This is a genomic window from Caballeronia sp. RCC_10, assembly GCF_041360715.1.
GTDB lineage: Bacteria > Pseudomonadota > Gammaproteobacteria > Burkholderiales > Burkholderiaceae > Caballeronia > Caballeronia grimmiae.
The window spans coordinates 1-13642 of record NZ_JBFUPT010000059.1 but is presented as its reverse complement, the minus strand read 5'-3'; the positions used below and the strand labels follow the sequence as shown (position 1 = coordinate 13642).

Annotated in this window: 14 protein-coding genes; 8 read left to right on the top strand and 6 right to left on the bottom strand. The window is 63.0% G+C overall.

Annotation, left to right across the window (positions count from 1 at the left end; genetic code table 11):
- From AB6804_RS30605 to AB6804_RS30595, 3 genes are all read left to right on the top strand, one after another.
- Nucleotides 1-817: hypothetical protein (locus AB6804_RS30605; RefSeq protein WP_370889647.1), on the top strand; the 817-nt coding region annotated here is incomplete at its 5' end.
- A gap of 47 nt (nt 818-864) precedes the next feature.
- Nucleotides 865-1863 carry a LacI family DNA-binding transcriptional regulator gene (locus AB6804_RS30600; RefSeq protein ID WP_370889650.1) on the top strand — a complete coding sequence of 333 codons (999 nt, stop codon included), beginning with the start codon at nt 865-867 and terminating at the stop codon, nt 1861-1863.
- Nucleotides 1864-1948: 85 nt separating this feature from the next.
- A complete protein-coding gene (locus AB6804_RS30595; RefSeq protein ID WP_370889646.1) occupies nt 1949-3733 on the top strand; it encodes an IlvD/Edd family dehydratase in 1785 nt (594 codons plus the stop codon).
- Nucleotides 3734-3736: 3 nt separating this feature from the next.
- On the opposite strand, the gene AB6804_RS30590 is transcribed toward AB6804_RS30595, so the two are convergent.
- Nucleotides 3737-4069, bottom strand: a complete 333-nt coding sequence (locus tag AB6804_RS30590; protein ID WP_370889645.1) for a hypothetical protein — start codon at nt 4067-4069, stop codon at nt 3737-3739.
- A gap of 276 nt (nt 4070-4345) precedes the next feature.
- Between AB6804_RS30590 and AB6804_RS30585 the strand changes: the two genes are divergently transcribed.
- Nucleotides 4346-5431 carry an MBL fold metallo-hydrolase gene (locus AB6804_RS30585; protein ID WP_370889649.1) on the top strand — a complete coding sequence of 362 codons (1086 nt, stop codon included), beginning with the start codon at nt 4346-4348 and terminating at the stop codon, nt 5429-5431.
- 78 nt (nt 5432-5509) lie between these two features.
- Here the strand turns inward: AB6804_RS30585 and AB6804_RS30580 are convergent, their stop codons facing one another.
- The 4 genes from AB6804_RS30580 to AB6804_RS30565 all read right to left on the bottom strand — a co-directional run bounded on the left by AB6804_RS30580 (nt 5510) and on the right by AB6804_RS30565 (nt 8141).
- On the bottom strand, nt 5510-5671 hold the full coding sequence (locus AB6804_RS30580) for a DUF1328 domain-containing protein (protein WP_035967564.1): 162 nt from the start codon (nt 5669-5671) through the stop codon (nt 5510-5512).
- Between the two features lie 248 nt (nt 5672-5919).
- A complete protein-coding gene (locus AB6804_RS30575) occupies nt 5920-6087 on the bottom strand; it encodes a hypothetical protein (protein ID WP_160174740.1) in 168 nt (55 codons plus the stop codon).
- Between the two features lie 294 nt (nt 6088-6381).
- Nucleotides 6382-6996, bottom strand: a complete 615-nt coding sequence (locus AB6804_RS30570) for a LysE family translocator (RefSeq protein WP_370889644.1) — start codon at nt 6994-6996, stop codon at nt 6382-6384.
- A gap of 116 nt (nt 6997-7112) precedes the next feature.
- A complete protein-coding gene (locus AB6804_RS30565) occupies nt 7113-8141 on the bottom strand; it encodes an aldo/keto reductase (protein ID WP_370889643.1) in 1029 nt (342 codons plus the stop codon).
- A 184-nt stretch (nt 8142-8325) separates the two neighbouring features.
- On the opposite strand from AB6804_RS30565, the gene AB6804_RS30560 reads away from it, so the two are divergent.
- From AB6804_RS30560 to AB6804_RS30545, 4 genes are all read left to right on the top strand, one after another.
- Complete coding sequence (locus AB6804_RS30560) at nt 8326-10674, top strand: VTT domain-containing protein (protein ID WP_370889648.1); 2349 nt, start codon at nt 8326-8328, stop codon at nt 10672-10674.
- Nucleotides 10671-11429, top strand: coding sequence for an endonuclease/exonuclease/phosphatase family protein (locus AB6804_RS30555; RefSeq protein WP_244795188.1), 759 nt, complete (start codon nt 10671-10673; stop codon nt 11427-11429). The genes AB6804_RS30560 and AB6804_RS30555 overlap by 4 nt, the downstream gene beginning before the upstream one ends.
- Before the next feature lie 206 nt (nt 11430-11635).
- Complete coding sequence (locus AB6804_RS30550) at nt 11636-12103, top strand: HU family DNA-binding protein (protein ID WP_035967501.1); 468 nt, start codon at nt 11636-11638, stop codon at nt 12101-12103.
- Nucleotides 12104-12544: 441 nt separating this feature from the next.
- Nucleotides 12545-12904: an H-NS family nucleoid-associated regulatory protein gene (locus tag AB6804_RS30545; RefSeq protein ID WP_370889642.1), complete on the top strand. Its 360-nt coding sequence runs from the start codon at nt 12545-12547 to the stop codon at nt 12902-12904.
- 52 nt (nt 12905-12956) lie between these two features.
- On the opposite strand, the gene AB6804_RS30540 is transcribed toward AB6804_RS30545, so the two are convergent.
- Entirely contained in the window at nt 12957-13367 is a 411-nt protein-coding gene (locus AB6804_RS30540; RefSeq protein ID WP_370889641.1) for an RcnB family protein, read from the bottom strand.
- Nucleotides 13368-13642: the final 275 nt, after the last annotated feature.

Genomic DNA, 13642 nt, shown 5'->3' with positions numbered 1-13642 from the left:
AGTAGGTAATCGTCAGGCTCCTCATGCCGCAAACAAAAACCCCACCCCACAAAGGTGGGGTTTTTGCGTTGGGGCGCCGCATTCTGCATGCGATCCAACGCTGCAAGAGCGGAACCAGGCGAATCTGTCGGTAAAATGGCGCGACGAGGACCCCATCGGAGCGCCTATGAGAACGAGTCTGGTAATTGCCGCCGTTAGCGTCGCAATGTTGACGACGGCGTGTGGCAAGAAGAACGATGCGAGCGAGTCCAGCCTGGGCGACGCGATCACCGCCGACATGAAAACCAACCGCGGGCTCCTGTGCCTCAACCGCAGCGGGCGTGGTCCTTTCACCTTTCCGTCGACCTATTCGGCACGCGACCTCAACGAATATTCAGCCGCTGCGCTGCGCGAGCAGCTGGCTGCGCTCGAAAAGAGCGGCCTGATCGCTCGCTCGACCACCGCGCCGAGCAACGCGACTCCCAGCACGCAGCGAAACGCCGTTTCCTACAGCCTCACGGGCGAAGGTCAAAAGTACGCGGTGGAAACCGTCAGGCAAGCGGGTGACCCCAACGCGACTCCCGACAACCGCGCATGGATGCTCTGCTACGCACGCGTGAAGCTCGACAAAGTCGTCGCCTGGACGGAACCCGACCCTAACGTGCATCGTACAGACGTGACTTACACCTACAAGCTCGACAATGTCGCTTCGTGGGCAGACGATCGTGATATCAAGCGCGCGTTCGCCGATCTCGTCGCCGCCGATCGCGAAGCGGGCGAGACCAAACTCCATCTGACGCTCGAGCAGCGGCCGGACGGCTGGGCACGGGTGGACTGAGGAACGTGTCGGCGACTGTTGATGAACTTCCGGTCGGCCCGCCGCGCATGTCGGACGTTGCGCGGCTCGCGGGTGTGTCGAAGATGACCGTGTCGCGCGTGCTCGCCGGCCACAGCGTCGCCCTTGCGACGCGCGAGCGCGTGCAAAAAGCGATCGACGATCTCGGCTATGTGGCGGATGCCGCCGCCGGTGCGCTCTCGTCCGGGCGCTCGGAATTCGTCGCGGTATTGGTGCCGTCGCTGGCAAGCTCGAATTTCTCCGATACCGTCCGCGGCCTCTCCGCCGCATTGGAACCGCACGGCCTGCAGTTGCTGATCGGCGACACCGACTATCACCTCGACCGCGAAGAGAACCTGGTGCGCTCGATGCTGCGTCATCAGCCGCGCTGCATCGCGCTGACCGGCTCGCGGCACACTGACGCGACGCGCACACTCTTGCGCCGCTCGGGGGTGCCTGTCGTCGAGATGTGGGACTTCCCGTCCGATCCGATCGATGCCGCCGTCGGTTTTTCCAACGTCAACGCCGCGCGAGAGATGGTGCGCTATCTCGCGGAGCGTGGCCACGAGCGCATCGGCTTCGTTGGCGGCGCAAGCGAACTGGACCGGCGCGGCCTCGATCGTCTGAAGGGCTTTCGTATGGAGATGAAGGCGCGTGGCCTGGACGCCGGGCGCGTCGTTCGTCTGGGCGATTCACCGATCACCATGAGTCACGGCGGTCCCGCGATGGCCGCGCTCCTCGATGCATGGCCGGATACGCAAGCCGTGATGTGCGTGAGCGACATGTCCGCGTTCGGCGCGATAATGGAAAGCCATCGGCGCGGGCTTTCGGTGCCTGACGATATCGCCGTCGCTGGCTTCGGCAACTTCGAAGTGGCCGCGTGCTGCGCGCCATCGATCACAACGGTCTCCGTCGACGCGTATGGTATCGGCACGCGCACCGGCGCCGCGCTGCTGGCCGCACTCGAAGCCTATGAGCAGGGCATTGTGAGACGCGCTGGCAAGCGCATTCGCGTGGACTATCACGTGATCCCGCGCGAGAGCGCGTAAGCCCACGGAGTCGCGAACATTGCATGTTAATATCGACCAGATGTTACCGGTAACAAACGCACAAGAACGCCCCACGGAGAGAGACATGTCCCAGCAAACACCCCGCCGCCTGCGCAGCCAGGAATGGTTCGACGATCCTTCGCATGCCGACATGACCGCGCTCTATGTCGAGCGATTCATGAACTATGGGCTTACGCGCGAAGAGTTGCAGTCGGGCCGGCCGATCATCGGCATTGCGCAAACGGGCAGCGATCTCGCACCGTGCAATCGCCATCACATCGAGCTGGCCGCGCGCACCAAAGCCGGAATCCGCGACGCTGGCGGCATTCCCATGGAATTTCCCGTGCATCCGCTTGCGGAACAGAGCCGCCGTCCGACCGCCGCGCTCGACCGCAATCTCGCGTATCTCGGCCTCGTTGAGATACTGCATGGCTTTCCGCTCGATGGCGTCGTCCTCACGACCGGCTGCGACAAGACTACGCCCGCCTGTCTGATGGCCGCCGCTACCGTCGACATGCCGGCGATCGTGCTGTCGGGCGGTCCCATGCTCGACGGCTGGCACGAAGGCAAGCGCGTCGGCTCCGGCACGGTCATCTGGCATGCGCGGAACCTGCTCGCGGCGGGCGATATCGATTACGAAGGCTTCATGCGCCTGACGACGGCATCGTCGCCGTCGATCGGTCATTGCAACACGATGGGCACCGCGCTCTCGATGAACAGCCTCGCCGAAGCGCTCGGCATGTCCTTGCCGACGTGCGCGAGCATTCCTGCTGCGTATCGCGAGCGCGGGCAGATGGCGTACGCGACAGGCAAGCGCATCGTCGATATGGTTCGCGAGGACTTGCGTCCGTCGAAGATCATGACGCGCGATGCGTTCCGCAATGCGATCGTCGTGGCGTCGGCGCTGGGTGCGTCGACCAATTGCCCGCCGCATCTGATCGCCATTGCGCGGCATATGGGCATCGACCTGAGTCTCGAAGACTGGCAGCGCGACGGCGAGCAGGTCCCGCTCATCGTCAATTGCATGCCGGCCGGCGAATATCTTGGCGAGAGCTTTCATCGTGCGGGCGGGGTCCCGGCCGTGCTGCGTCAGCTGGATGCCGCGCGCCTGCTGCATCGCGACTGTCACACGGTCTCGGGCCGCACGATCGGCGAGATTGCCGACGAAGCGCCCGCTGCCGATCGCGATGTCATCCGCACCGCGGACGACCCGCTCAAGCACGGTGCGGGCTTCATGGTGCTGTCGGGCAATTTCTTCGATAGCGCGATCATGAAGATGTCGGTTGTCGGCGAAGCGTTCACCAAGACCTACCTCAGCGAGCCGGGCGCCGAGAACACGTTCGAAGCGCGGGCGATCGTGTTCGATGGCCCCGAGGATTACCACGACCGCATTAACGATCCCGCGCTCGAGATCGACGAGCATTGCATCCTCGTGATTCGCGGTTGCGGCACCGTGGGATATCCGGGCAGCGCGGAAGTGGTCAACATGGCGCCGCCGGCGGAACTGATCAAGCGCGGCGTCGATTCGCTGCCTTGCATGGGCGATGGCCGGCAAAGCGGCACGTCGGCGAGCCCGTCGATTCTGAACATGTCGCCGGAAGCGGCCGTGGGCGGCGGCCTCGCGCTGTTGCGCACGAATGACCGCATCCGTGTCGATCTGAACGCGCGCTCGGTCAACGTGATGCTCGACGAAGCAGAACTCGAAAGCCGCCGCGACGAGGCCGCGTTCGCCGCGCCCGTCGCGCAGACGCCGTGGCAGGAACTGTATCGGCAAACGGTGGGGCAGCTATCGACGGGCGGCTGTCTCGAACCCGCGACGCTCTATCTCAAGGTCATCGAGACGCGCGGCAATCCGCGGCATTCGCACTGAGCGTCACACACGCGCATCGCGGCGTCGCGCGATGCGCGGCTCAGGCTTGAGCGTCGGCATCGTGCCGCTTTCGATGTAATGCTGCACGGCATCGGCGGCGTCGAAGTATCGACGCTCGTCGAGCCAATGCCAGACGGCAGCGAGAAAAAGGCCGAGCCCCGCGTGACCGCAATGGGCGACGACATCCGCGATGCCTTCAGCGAGGCTTTGATCGCGTCCGTACGAGGTGAATGCGCTTGCGACATGCGATGCGGTGCGCGATACGAGCATCGCGTGCATCGAATGCAATTGCGGATTGAACGTGCGCGATGCGTGACTTCTCGAGCTGCTGCCCATACGGCCCCCGTGGTCGATGCTGGCGTGCTGCGTCTTCTTCTCCGACGCGCGCCGCCATTGTCTGTTCGATGCGCCGGTTCACGGCGTCGCGTGGTTATTGCAAGAAGCGGGCCGACGGTTCGGAACTTGCTGACTCGCTTGACTAGCGAGTGTCTGCGGGCGCCGGGCGAATTAGAGTCGGTACGCGCATGGCGCCATTTCTACATTACGTATGAACGAACGCCTATGCGCCGACGCATTGCTCGTCTGTTGGAATTCCCTTTGTTCTATCCACGGATGTCGATTTGCGCGCTCGCCTTGCTTGCGGGATGCTCCTCGCGCAGTGAGGAACCGCATCGTCCGATCGCGAACCAGCCGCAACCGCTGCATCACGCGACGCACACGTCTGCGGGCTTCGAAAACAATTACGGGGATCTGCCTCGCGAATCTTTTCTGAGGTGGCAATGGGAACGCATCACGCAAGGGTTGCCGAAGCCGCCGGCGAACGGCTATCGCTTCCCGATGGCGCATCCCGATGTCGCGTTTCTGAAGGCTAATCGCAGCGTCGATACGCTGACGTGGATCGGTCACGCGAGTGCGCTCGTGCAGATCGACGGCGTCAACGTTCTCACCGATCCCGTCTTTTCCGAGCGCGCGTCGCCGTTCTCCTTCGCGGGGCCGAAGCGCAAGACGCCACCCGCGCTGACGCTGGACGAGCTTCCGCACATCGACGTCGTGCTCATCTCGCACAATCATTACGATCATCTCGACAAGCCGAGCATCGAAGCGTTGAACCGGCAAGCGGGCGGGCCGCCGCGCTTTCTCGTGCCGTTGGGCGTGAAAGCATGGATGGCGCGCATCGACGTGACGAACGCGGAGGAACTCGACTGGGGCGATGAAACGCACGCCGCCGGGCTCGATATCTGGTTCGCGCCGGCGCAGCACTGGTCGGCGCGCACGCCGTTCGACCGCGCGGAAACGTTGTGGGGCAGTTGGGTCGTGAAGACGCCGCAGGGCGCGGCGCGCCCGTATTCCTTCTTCTTCGCGGGCGATACCGGATACTCGCCCGATTTCCGCGATATCGGCGCCCGCTTCGGCGGCTTCGACCTCGCGCTGATTCCAATCGGCGCTTACGATCCTCGCTGGTTCATGCATGCGCAGCATGTGAATCCGGAGGAAGCGGTGCGTATCTTCGAAGACATTCACGCGCGAAGAGCCATCGGCATTCATTGGGGCGCCTTCGAACTGACCGACGAGCCGCTCGATGAACCGCCGCGTCGCCTTGCCGATGCCGTGCGCGACGCGGGCCTTCCCGCCGATGCGTTCACCGTACTCGAGCACGGCCAGACGATCCGTCTTAATACCGCGTCTCAGGCTCGCTAAACCGCAAGGCCCATAAAAAAACGCGCGGGCGTCGAAGCCCGCGCGTGAGTCAATGCAGCACTCGCGTTGCTGTCGGCGTCATCGCCTGAATACGCCGAGCAGCAAAGTCGCAAGGAAGATCACGATGAAGATGAAGAACAGGATCTTGGCGATTTCCGCCGCGCCCGTCGCGATCCCGCCGAAGCCGAAAAAGGCCGCGATGAGCGCAATGATGAAGAAAATGACAGCGTAACGGAGCATGAAGCCTCCCACGGGGATCGGTTGGTGATTCGATTCGCATGCGGACTGGACACCGTCGCCGCCTTCGCTCATCGGTCGTGCCGCGCTTTTGTTCAAGGTGGCGCGGTACGGAGCGTCAAAGCAACGCGCGTGCCCAAGCAGGGCATCGCGTTCTCGCTGGTCAAAGCAAAAACGCCGCAGACCCGTGGAAACAGGGTGATTGCGGCGTCGGATGCGCGTTGCGTGAACGCGCGGAGAAGGTTGTGGGGCTAACGGCCTAGCGTGCGATCGGAGTCGGTTTCATCGTCCTCGTCTTCGTCGTCCTCGACGCTGTTTTGTGCATCCAGATGACTCTTCAGTTCATCGCGCTCGATCTGATCGGCTAGGTCGAGGGATTTGCGCGTGGCGGGACCGGACGGGCGGTTGGCTCCAGACATGGCGTACTCCTTGAACGGATTTCACGGCCGCGCCCAAACCGGCGCGAACCAGGGAACAACGAGGCATGTACACGCCGGGCGATGAAACCGCCTCGGAGGATCATCCAGGGCGGCGGACGTTGCGATCGTTCATGACGGCAGCGTTCAACGCACAAAACGCTGGATGGGTGATCAAACCGCCGTCCCATTCTTGCAAGCGGAACGGCACATTTTGCGTGGCCGGCGCGTAAGCCAAGTATGCACGGGTCCGGCAGCGAGGCAAAGTGCTTTATCGGATAACGATCGCTCGTCGCGTTACGCAAAGTAATGCGCCACGATCGGATAGAGCGACAGCACGAGCAGCGCGGCCATCGTGATGTTGAATGCGCGCAGCAGACGCGGACGCGCGAGAAAACGCCGCAGCGACATCCCGAACGCCGCCCACGCGACGATGCACGGCAGCCCGACCAGCACGAACATTACCGCCATCAACGCGGCATTGAGCGAAAGGCTTGCATGCAGATGGATGGTCGTCGCGGCGGTGAGCACCATCATCCACGCTTTGGGATTGACCCACTGAAACGCGAGGGCTTCATGAAACCGCATCGGGCGGCGCTCGCCGTCGCGCATCTGCACCGACGACGACGTGCCGATCTTCCATGCGAGATACAGCAGATAGACCACGCTCGCCGTTTCGAGCACGGAATACAGCCACGGCAAGCGATCGAACGCTTGCGCAAGCCCGAACCCGACCGCGAGCATCAGCACCGCGACGCCCGCGCTGATGCCGAGCACGTGCGGCACTGTGCGCTTCAGCCCGAAATTGACGCCCGACGCGAGCAGCATCGTATTGTTCGGGCCGGGCGTGATGCTCGTCACGAGCACGAAAAGCGCGGCGGCGGGCAGGGCGTGGAGAAAATCGGAAGACATGGCGCATCTCGCAGATGAATCGATTGCAGCCAGTTTAAGTGTTCGCATCTGTACAGTACCGGTACAGCTCGGCTCGAGAGTTCCGGTACGGCACGAAGCTGGACTTAGACCGCGAATCACACAGGGAAAGGATTGCGCTCCGCGAAACCTTCCTGATGCCAGTACGGATACGCCGGCCGCACCTTGCTCGCTTCATCGAGCCTTTTGACCTGTTCGGTGGTCAGGTTCCAGCCGACAGCGCCTAGGTTCTGCCGCAACTGCTCCTCGTTACGCGCACCGATCAGCACGGTCGCGACAGTCGGACGCTGCAGCAGCCAGTTCAACGCGATCTGCGGCACGGTCTTGCCGGTTTCCTCGGCGATGGCATCGAGCGCATCGACGACGCGATAGAGGTGTTCGTCGGGCACCGGCGGCCCCATGTCGGCGGTTTTATGCAGGCGGCTCGAGTCGGGCAGCGGCTGGCCGCGCCGGATCTTGCCCGTAAGACGTCCCCATCCGAGCGGACTCCATACGACAGCACCGACGCCCTGATCGAGGCCGAGCGGCATCAGTTCCCATTCGTAGTCTCGGCCAATCAGCGAGTAATAGGTTTGATTGGCGACATAGCGCGGATAGCCGTAGCGATCCGCCACGTCGAGCGATTTCTGCAGATGCCACCCCGAGAAATTCGATACCCCGGTATAGCGGATCTTGCCCGCGCGCACGAGATCGTCGAGCGTGGACAGCGTCTCTTCGACGGGCGTTTTCGCATCGAACCCATGCAACTGGAAGAGATCGATGTAGTCGGTCTGCAGGCGCTTCAATGCATCGTTGACGGCGTTGATGAGATGAAAGCGCGATGAACCGACGCTGTTCGGCTCGTCCGTATCGAAACGAAAGGTGGCTTTCGTCGAGATAATGGCCTTGTCGCGCCGGCCCTTGAGCGCCTCGCCCAGAATGGATTCCGACGCGCCGCGCGAATAGATGTCGGCGGTGTCGAACATGGTGACGCCAGCATCGAGACAGATGTCGATGAGCTGGCGCGCTTCGCTTACATCGGTTTGTCCCCAGGCCTGGAAGAACTCGCCTTTGCCGCCGAACGTGCCGGTGCCGAAGCTCAGCACGGGCACCTTGAAGCCCGAAGCGCCTAGATGTCGATATTCCATGGTATGTCCTCTGAACGATGGTCGATGTACGTTGTGTTCGACTGACGAGACTAACGCAACGGCCGCACGCGTGCAGAACCGGCATCGGCGCACGGGCACGCTGCTTGCAAACTCCTGACGGACATGTCGCGACGCACTGCGGCATGCAGGCCCACATGACGGAGAACGCTTGAACGACGCCCCAATGCGCGATGCTCGCGCGAACGCAGTAACCGCAGAGAAACACGACGAATCCTTCTTCGAGCCGGGACGCAACTGCGCGAGCGTGCGTCATGCGGATCGCTTCAGCCTGCTCATCGACGGTTCCGATTATTTTCGCGTGCTGCGCGAGGCCATCACGCGTGCGGAGCGGACGGTGTTCATCCTCGGCTGGGATATCGACAGCCGCATGAAGCTCACGCCGGAAGGCTCGAACGATGGCTATCCGGAAGCGCTCGGCGACTTCCTGCATGCAATCGCAGCGGAGAAGCGCCGCCTGCGCATCTACATTCTCGCGTGGGACTTCGCGATGCTTTACGCGTTCGAACGCGAATGGCTGCCGGTCTACAAAATGGGCTGGCGCACGCATCGGCGCATCGCGTTTCAGATGGACGGCAAGCATCCGCTCGGCGGCTCGCAGCATCAGAAGCTTGTTGTGATCGACGACCGTCTCGCGTTCGTCGGCGGTCTCGATCTCACGCGCTCGCGCTGGGACACGCCGTCGCATGACCCCGACGACCCGCATCGCCGTGATGCGAACGGTGCGAAGTATCAGCCGTTCCATGACGTCCACACGATGTTCGATGGCGACGCCGCCCGCGAGATCGGCCAGCTTGCACGCGAACGCTGGTCGCGCGCATGCGGCCGGCGCCTCGCGATCCGCGCGCATCGCGCGGCGCTGCAAAACGATCCGTGGCCGCCTTCGCGCGCCGTCGATGTCGAAGACGTGCAACTCGCAATCTCACTTACGGAGCCTGCTTATCTCGGCCGCCCCGCCGTGCAGCAGATCCGCACGCAATATCTCGATGCGATTGCGCGCGCCCGCCGCAGCATCTACATAGAGAATCAGTACTTCACGTCGGGGACCATCGGCGCGGCGCTTTCGGATTCTCTCGAGCGCGAAGACGGACCCGATCTCGCGATCGTCGTGCCTCGCAATCAAAGCGGCTGGCTGCAGGAAGTGACGATGGGCGTGCTGCGCGCGCGTCTGCATAAGCTCCTGAAGCAGGCGGACCGTCACGGCCGCTATCGGCTGATGTGCCCGACCGTGCCCAATCTCGGCGAAGAGATCGTCAACGTGCATAGCAAGCTGATGATCGTCGATGACGAACTGCTGATGGTCGGTTCCGCGAATCTGAACAATCGCTCGATGGTGCTCGACAGCGAGTGCAACATATCGATCGATGCCGGCGCGGACGCGCGTTTGCGACGCGCCATCGCGACGATGCGCGACACGCTGCTCGCCGAACATCTCGGCTGCGAAGTGGCGGACATCGTGCGCGAGCGTGATGCGCGTGGCGGCCTGAACGCCGCGATTCAGGCGCTTTCACGCGACCGCGACGAACATCGCACGCTGGTGCCGCTCGATCCCGAAGTGTCGCGCGAGCTCGATCAGCTCATTCCGCCCGAGGCGCTCGTCGACCCTGAAACGCCGATTGCCGCCGATGAACTCGTCGATCAGTTCGTGCCCGCGGAAAGGACACGGCCGCTCATCGGGCGCTTTGCGCTGCTCGGCGTGCTTGCGCTTCTCGTCGTCGGCGTGGCGGCCGTATGGCACTGGACGCCGCTCGGCGAATACATCAACCTGAAGTCGCTGACCCAGGCGACGCGGCGCATCGACGCGCTTCCGCTCGCGCCGCTTCTCATCCTGTGCTGCTATGTCACTGCCGCCGTGATTTCCGTGCCGATCACGCTGCTGATCGCGACGACGGGTCTCGTGTTCGGTGCGGGATGGGGCAGCGCCTATGCGTTCGCGGGCACGATAATCGCCGCTTCCATCTCGTACATGCTCGGGCAATGGCTCGGCCGGGATGCGGTGCGCAAGGTCGCCGGGGCGCGCGTGAACCGGCTGTCGGAACGCGTGGCGCAGCGCGGCATCGTCGCGGTCGTGGTGCTGCGCCTGTTACCCGTTGCGCCGTTTGCAATCGTGAATCTGGTCGCCGGCGCATCGCACATTCGCATGCGCGATTTTCTCATTGGCACGCTGCTCGGCATGGGCCCCGGCATTCTGTTGACAGTCGCGTTCGCGCATCAGCTCGTCGCTTCGCTGCGTCATCCGACGGTCGGCTCGTTTGCCGTGCTCATCGGCATCGGCGTGGTGCTGATCGGCGTATCGATACTGCTGCAGCGCTTCCTGGGACGTCGCGGTGATCGCAACGAGAAGGTGCCGGAAGGCGCCCCGAGCGATGCCGACAAGGCGCGCGCCAGCGACGAAGCGCAACGCGCGAGCCGCCTGCGCGAACGCGGCGTGATGCCGCGCGACAGCGCCGCGAACGCCGCCCCCCACGCCGCCGACGATGCGTCGTCGCGCAATCACGACGAGGTCAGTTCATGACGTTGATGCACGAAGCCGGAATCGACATCGAAACGATGAGCGCGACGCGCGTGAAGGAACTACGCATCGCGACCTACAACGTGCATGGCGCAGTGGGTATCGACGGCAAGTTCGCGCCGGAACGCATCGCCGGCGTGCTTGCGGAAATGGATGCGGATATCTTCGCGCTACAGGAAGTGCCGCTCGGCGGCAACGGTCATCCCGATGTCCTCGACGGCCTGCAACGCATGACGGGTCTCCATGCGGTTGCGGGCCCGACTCTCGATACACCGGAGCGCCGCTATGGCAACGCGGTGCTGACGCGTTATCCAGTGCGCGCGGTGCGCACGCTCGATCTGTCGTTTCGAAGCCGCGAGCCGCGCGGCGCGCTCGATGCGGATATCGACTGCAACGGCGAACTATGGCGCGTCGTCGCGACGCATCTCGGGCTTGCATCGAGCGAGCGCCGCGCGCAAGTCGAGCAGGTGCTGCAGAGCTTCGATACGCCCGCGCTGCCCGTGATCCTGCTCGGCGATCTGAACGAGTGGTTCGTCTATGGCCGTACGCTGCGGCGGCTCGTCACGCACTTTCATCGCGCACGTGCGCTGCGCACGTTTCCGACGCGCTATCCGCTCTTTGCGCTCGATCGAATCTGGGTGCATCCGGGCGAACGGCTGATGCGAGTGGACGTGCATCGCTCGCGGCTTGCGCGCATCGCATCCGATCACTATCCGCTGATTGCGCACATCGCGCGTCGTGCATCGCGTCACGGATAAGCTGCATTGCAGTGCACCGAAAGCGATGCGATGCGTGACGAGCGGCTCGCGTGTCAGTGCTACACCACGAAAAACCCCTAAAAAAACGATATAAAAACGCAAAAGACTCGCACGAACACGTCTGCGCTATGTAGAATCCGGCGTTGATACGAACGCATCGGTGCTGACGTATTCCGATATCACTGACCAAAACAGGTAGGAGAAACATGCCGACTTCCGCAAAAACCGCTGCCAAGAAAGCCACGGCCAAGAAGGCCACGGTGAAGACCGCTGCACCGGCAAAGAAAGCAGCATCGAAGGTTGCCGCGAAGAAAGTACCCACCAAGAGCGTCGCCGTGAAGAAGACCGCGGGTGCGCTGTCGCCGATCAAGGACACCTTCACGAAGGCATCGCTCGCTGCGCATCTGGCGGATCGCGCCGAAGTCGACGTCAAGGCCGTCAAGGCCGTGCTGGTCGCGCTGGAAGACACCATCCTCGGCTCGGTTCACAAGAAGGGCTCCGGCGAGTTCACGCTGTCGGGTCTGTTGAAGATTTCGGCGCAAACTGTCCCGGCGAAGAAGAAGCGCTTCGGCAAAGACCCGTTCACCGGTGAAGAGCGCTGGTTCCCGGCCAAGCCGGCAAGCGTGCGTATCAAGGCGCGCGCGCTCAAGAAGCTGAAGGACGCGGCGGCTTAAGGCTCGTTTAACGTTCGATGGATGAAGAGGCCAGCTTCCCTTACGGGGAAGCTGGCCTTTTTGCTTTTGTCGTCGCGAAGGTCACGGCTTGTATGGTGTTAATACGCCCTTTGATTGCCTTGCGTCGGAAAAAGATCTCGTTCTTGCAGCCTTCGGCGCACATGGATAGCGGGGCAACCGAGGCAGGTAAGGAACCCTGATGAAGTTCGCTGCACGCGGGCAAGTGAGAAAGACAGCGTGAGCGGGCGGCTCGAATGAACAGTCATTCGTTTGCCGGCAAGCACGCCCGCCGCTCTGCCCACAAACTCACTTCGTGTTAACCTCTGGTTTTCGCGGCTTCCAACGCCGCGCCTTGCCGCGCGATTCACGCGCTCCCTGCATCGAAATTTCGCCCCGCCATGCGCGGGCGCTGACATCGCTTACCCGACGCCCGATACGAACATGACGTACAGAAGTCCGCAAGTCGCCGAGTTAATGGCGCAAAGAGAATCGCTGGAAAGAGAACTTGCCGAAGCACGGCGCAAAGAAGAGCGGCTCGCGCTAATTGAAATCGTGGAGAAGATGCGCGAATACGGCATCACGCTAAACGAACTGTTGGGCCGCAAGCCCGAGACGCCGGGTGCCGCGTCCGAGGTCGCCATCAAGTACCGCGACCCGGCAAGCGGCGCAACATGGAGCGGGCGCGGTCGCGCACCGCAGTGGATCGCCGGCAAGGATCGCGATGCGTTCCTCGCCAGCCGGCCGGCGAGCGGTGCATCGGCGCGCGCATCGCAGGCATCGCTGTTCGCAGACGAGGATTAACCGGCAGTCGCGCGATGCCGGCTTAACGCACCGCGCCACTCGATCTCGCCGCTTACTGCGACAGCACCACCTGCGCGATCAATCCCGTGCCCACCGCCACCAGCAGATAATCCGCGCCTACGCCGACCCACTGATATCCGCGCGGCGGTTGATGCAGGCCGTGGCCGTGCCAGTCATCGACGACATATTGGCGATCACGATAATCCGCCGACAGACGGTCGCCCTTGCGCCAGTCGGGATGCCCGCGATCGTGGTCCGCATGCTCCTGCGGGCGCGGCGCATCGTGGCCGACCACCACCGGTGCGCGTCCGGGTGCGTGATCGGGACGATGTGCGTCGCCGTGGTCATTGCCATGATCGCTGCCACGATCCGGTCCGTCATGCGACGGCTGCGCGAAAGTCGCGCTCGCACCGAGACCCAGGGTTGCGCACAAGAGCGCCGCGATGATTCGATTCTTTTTCATCAAACACTTTCCTCGATAGCTGAATTGCCGATCGCGGCCCGGCTTGCAACGCCGATTCACACGACCCGGTGCCACTCTACGTGCTGGCAGTGGGCGCTGCCGTGAGAATGTGTAAGTAACGCTTACTCCGTATTACCGGTGCAATAACGCAGCCGTTTCAGCGGTCCATACATTCAGGTGAATGCGAACAATAAAAATGTGGCTCTTTTGAAAACGGAGTGGGTAACGGCCTTCAGCGGGCATGCGAGTTGAAGGCGGAGAAGTCCAGTTTGCCT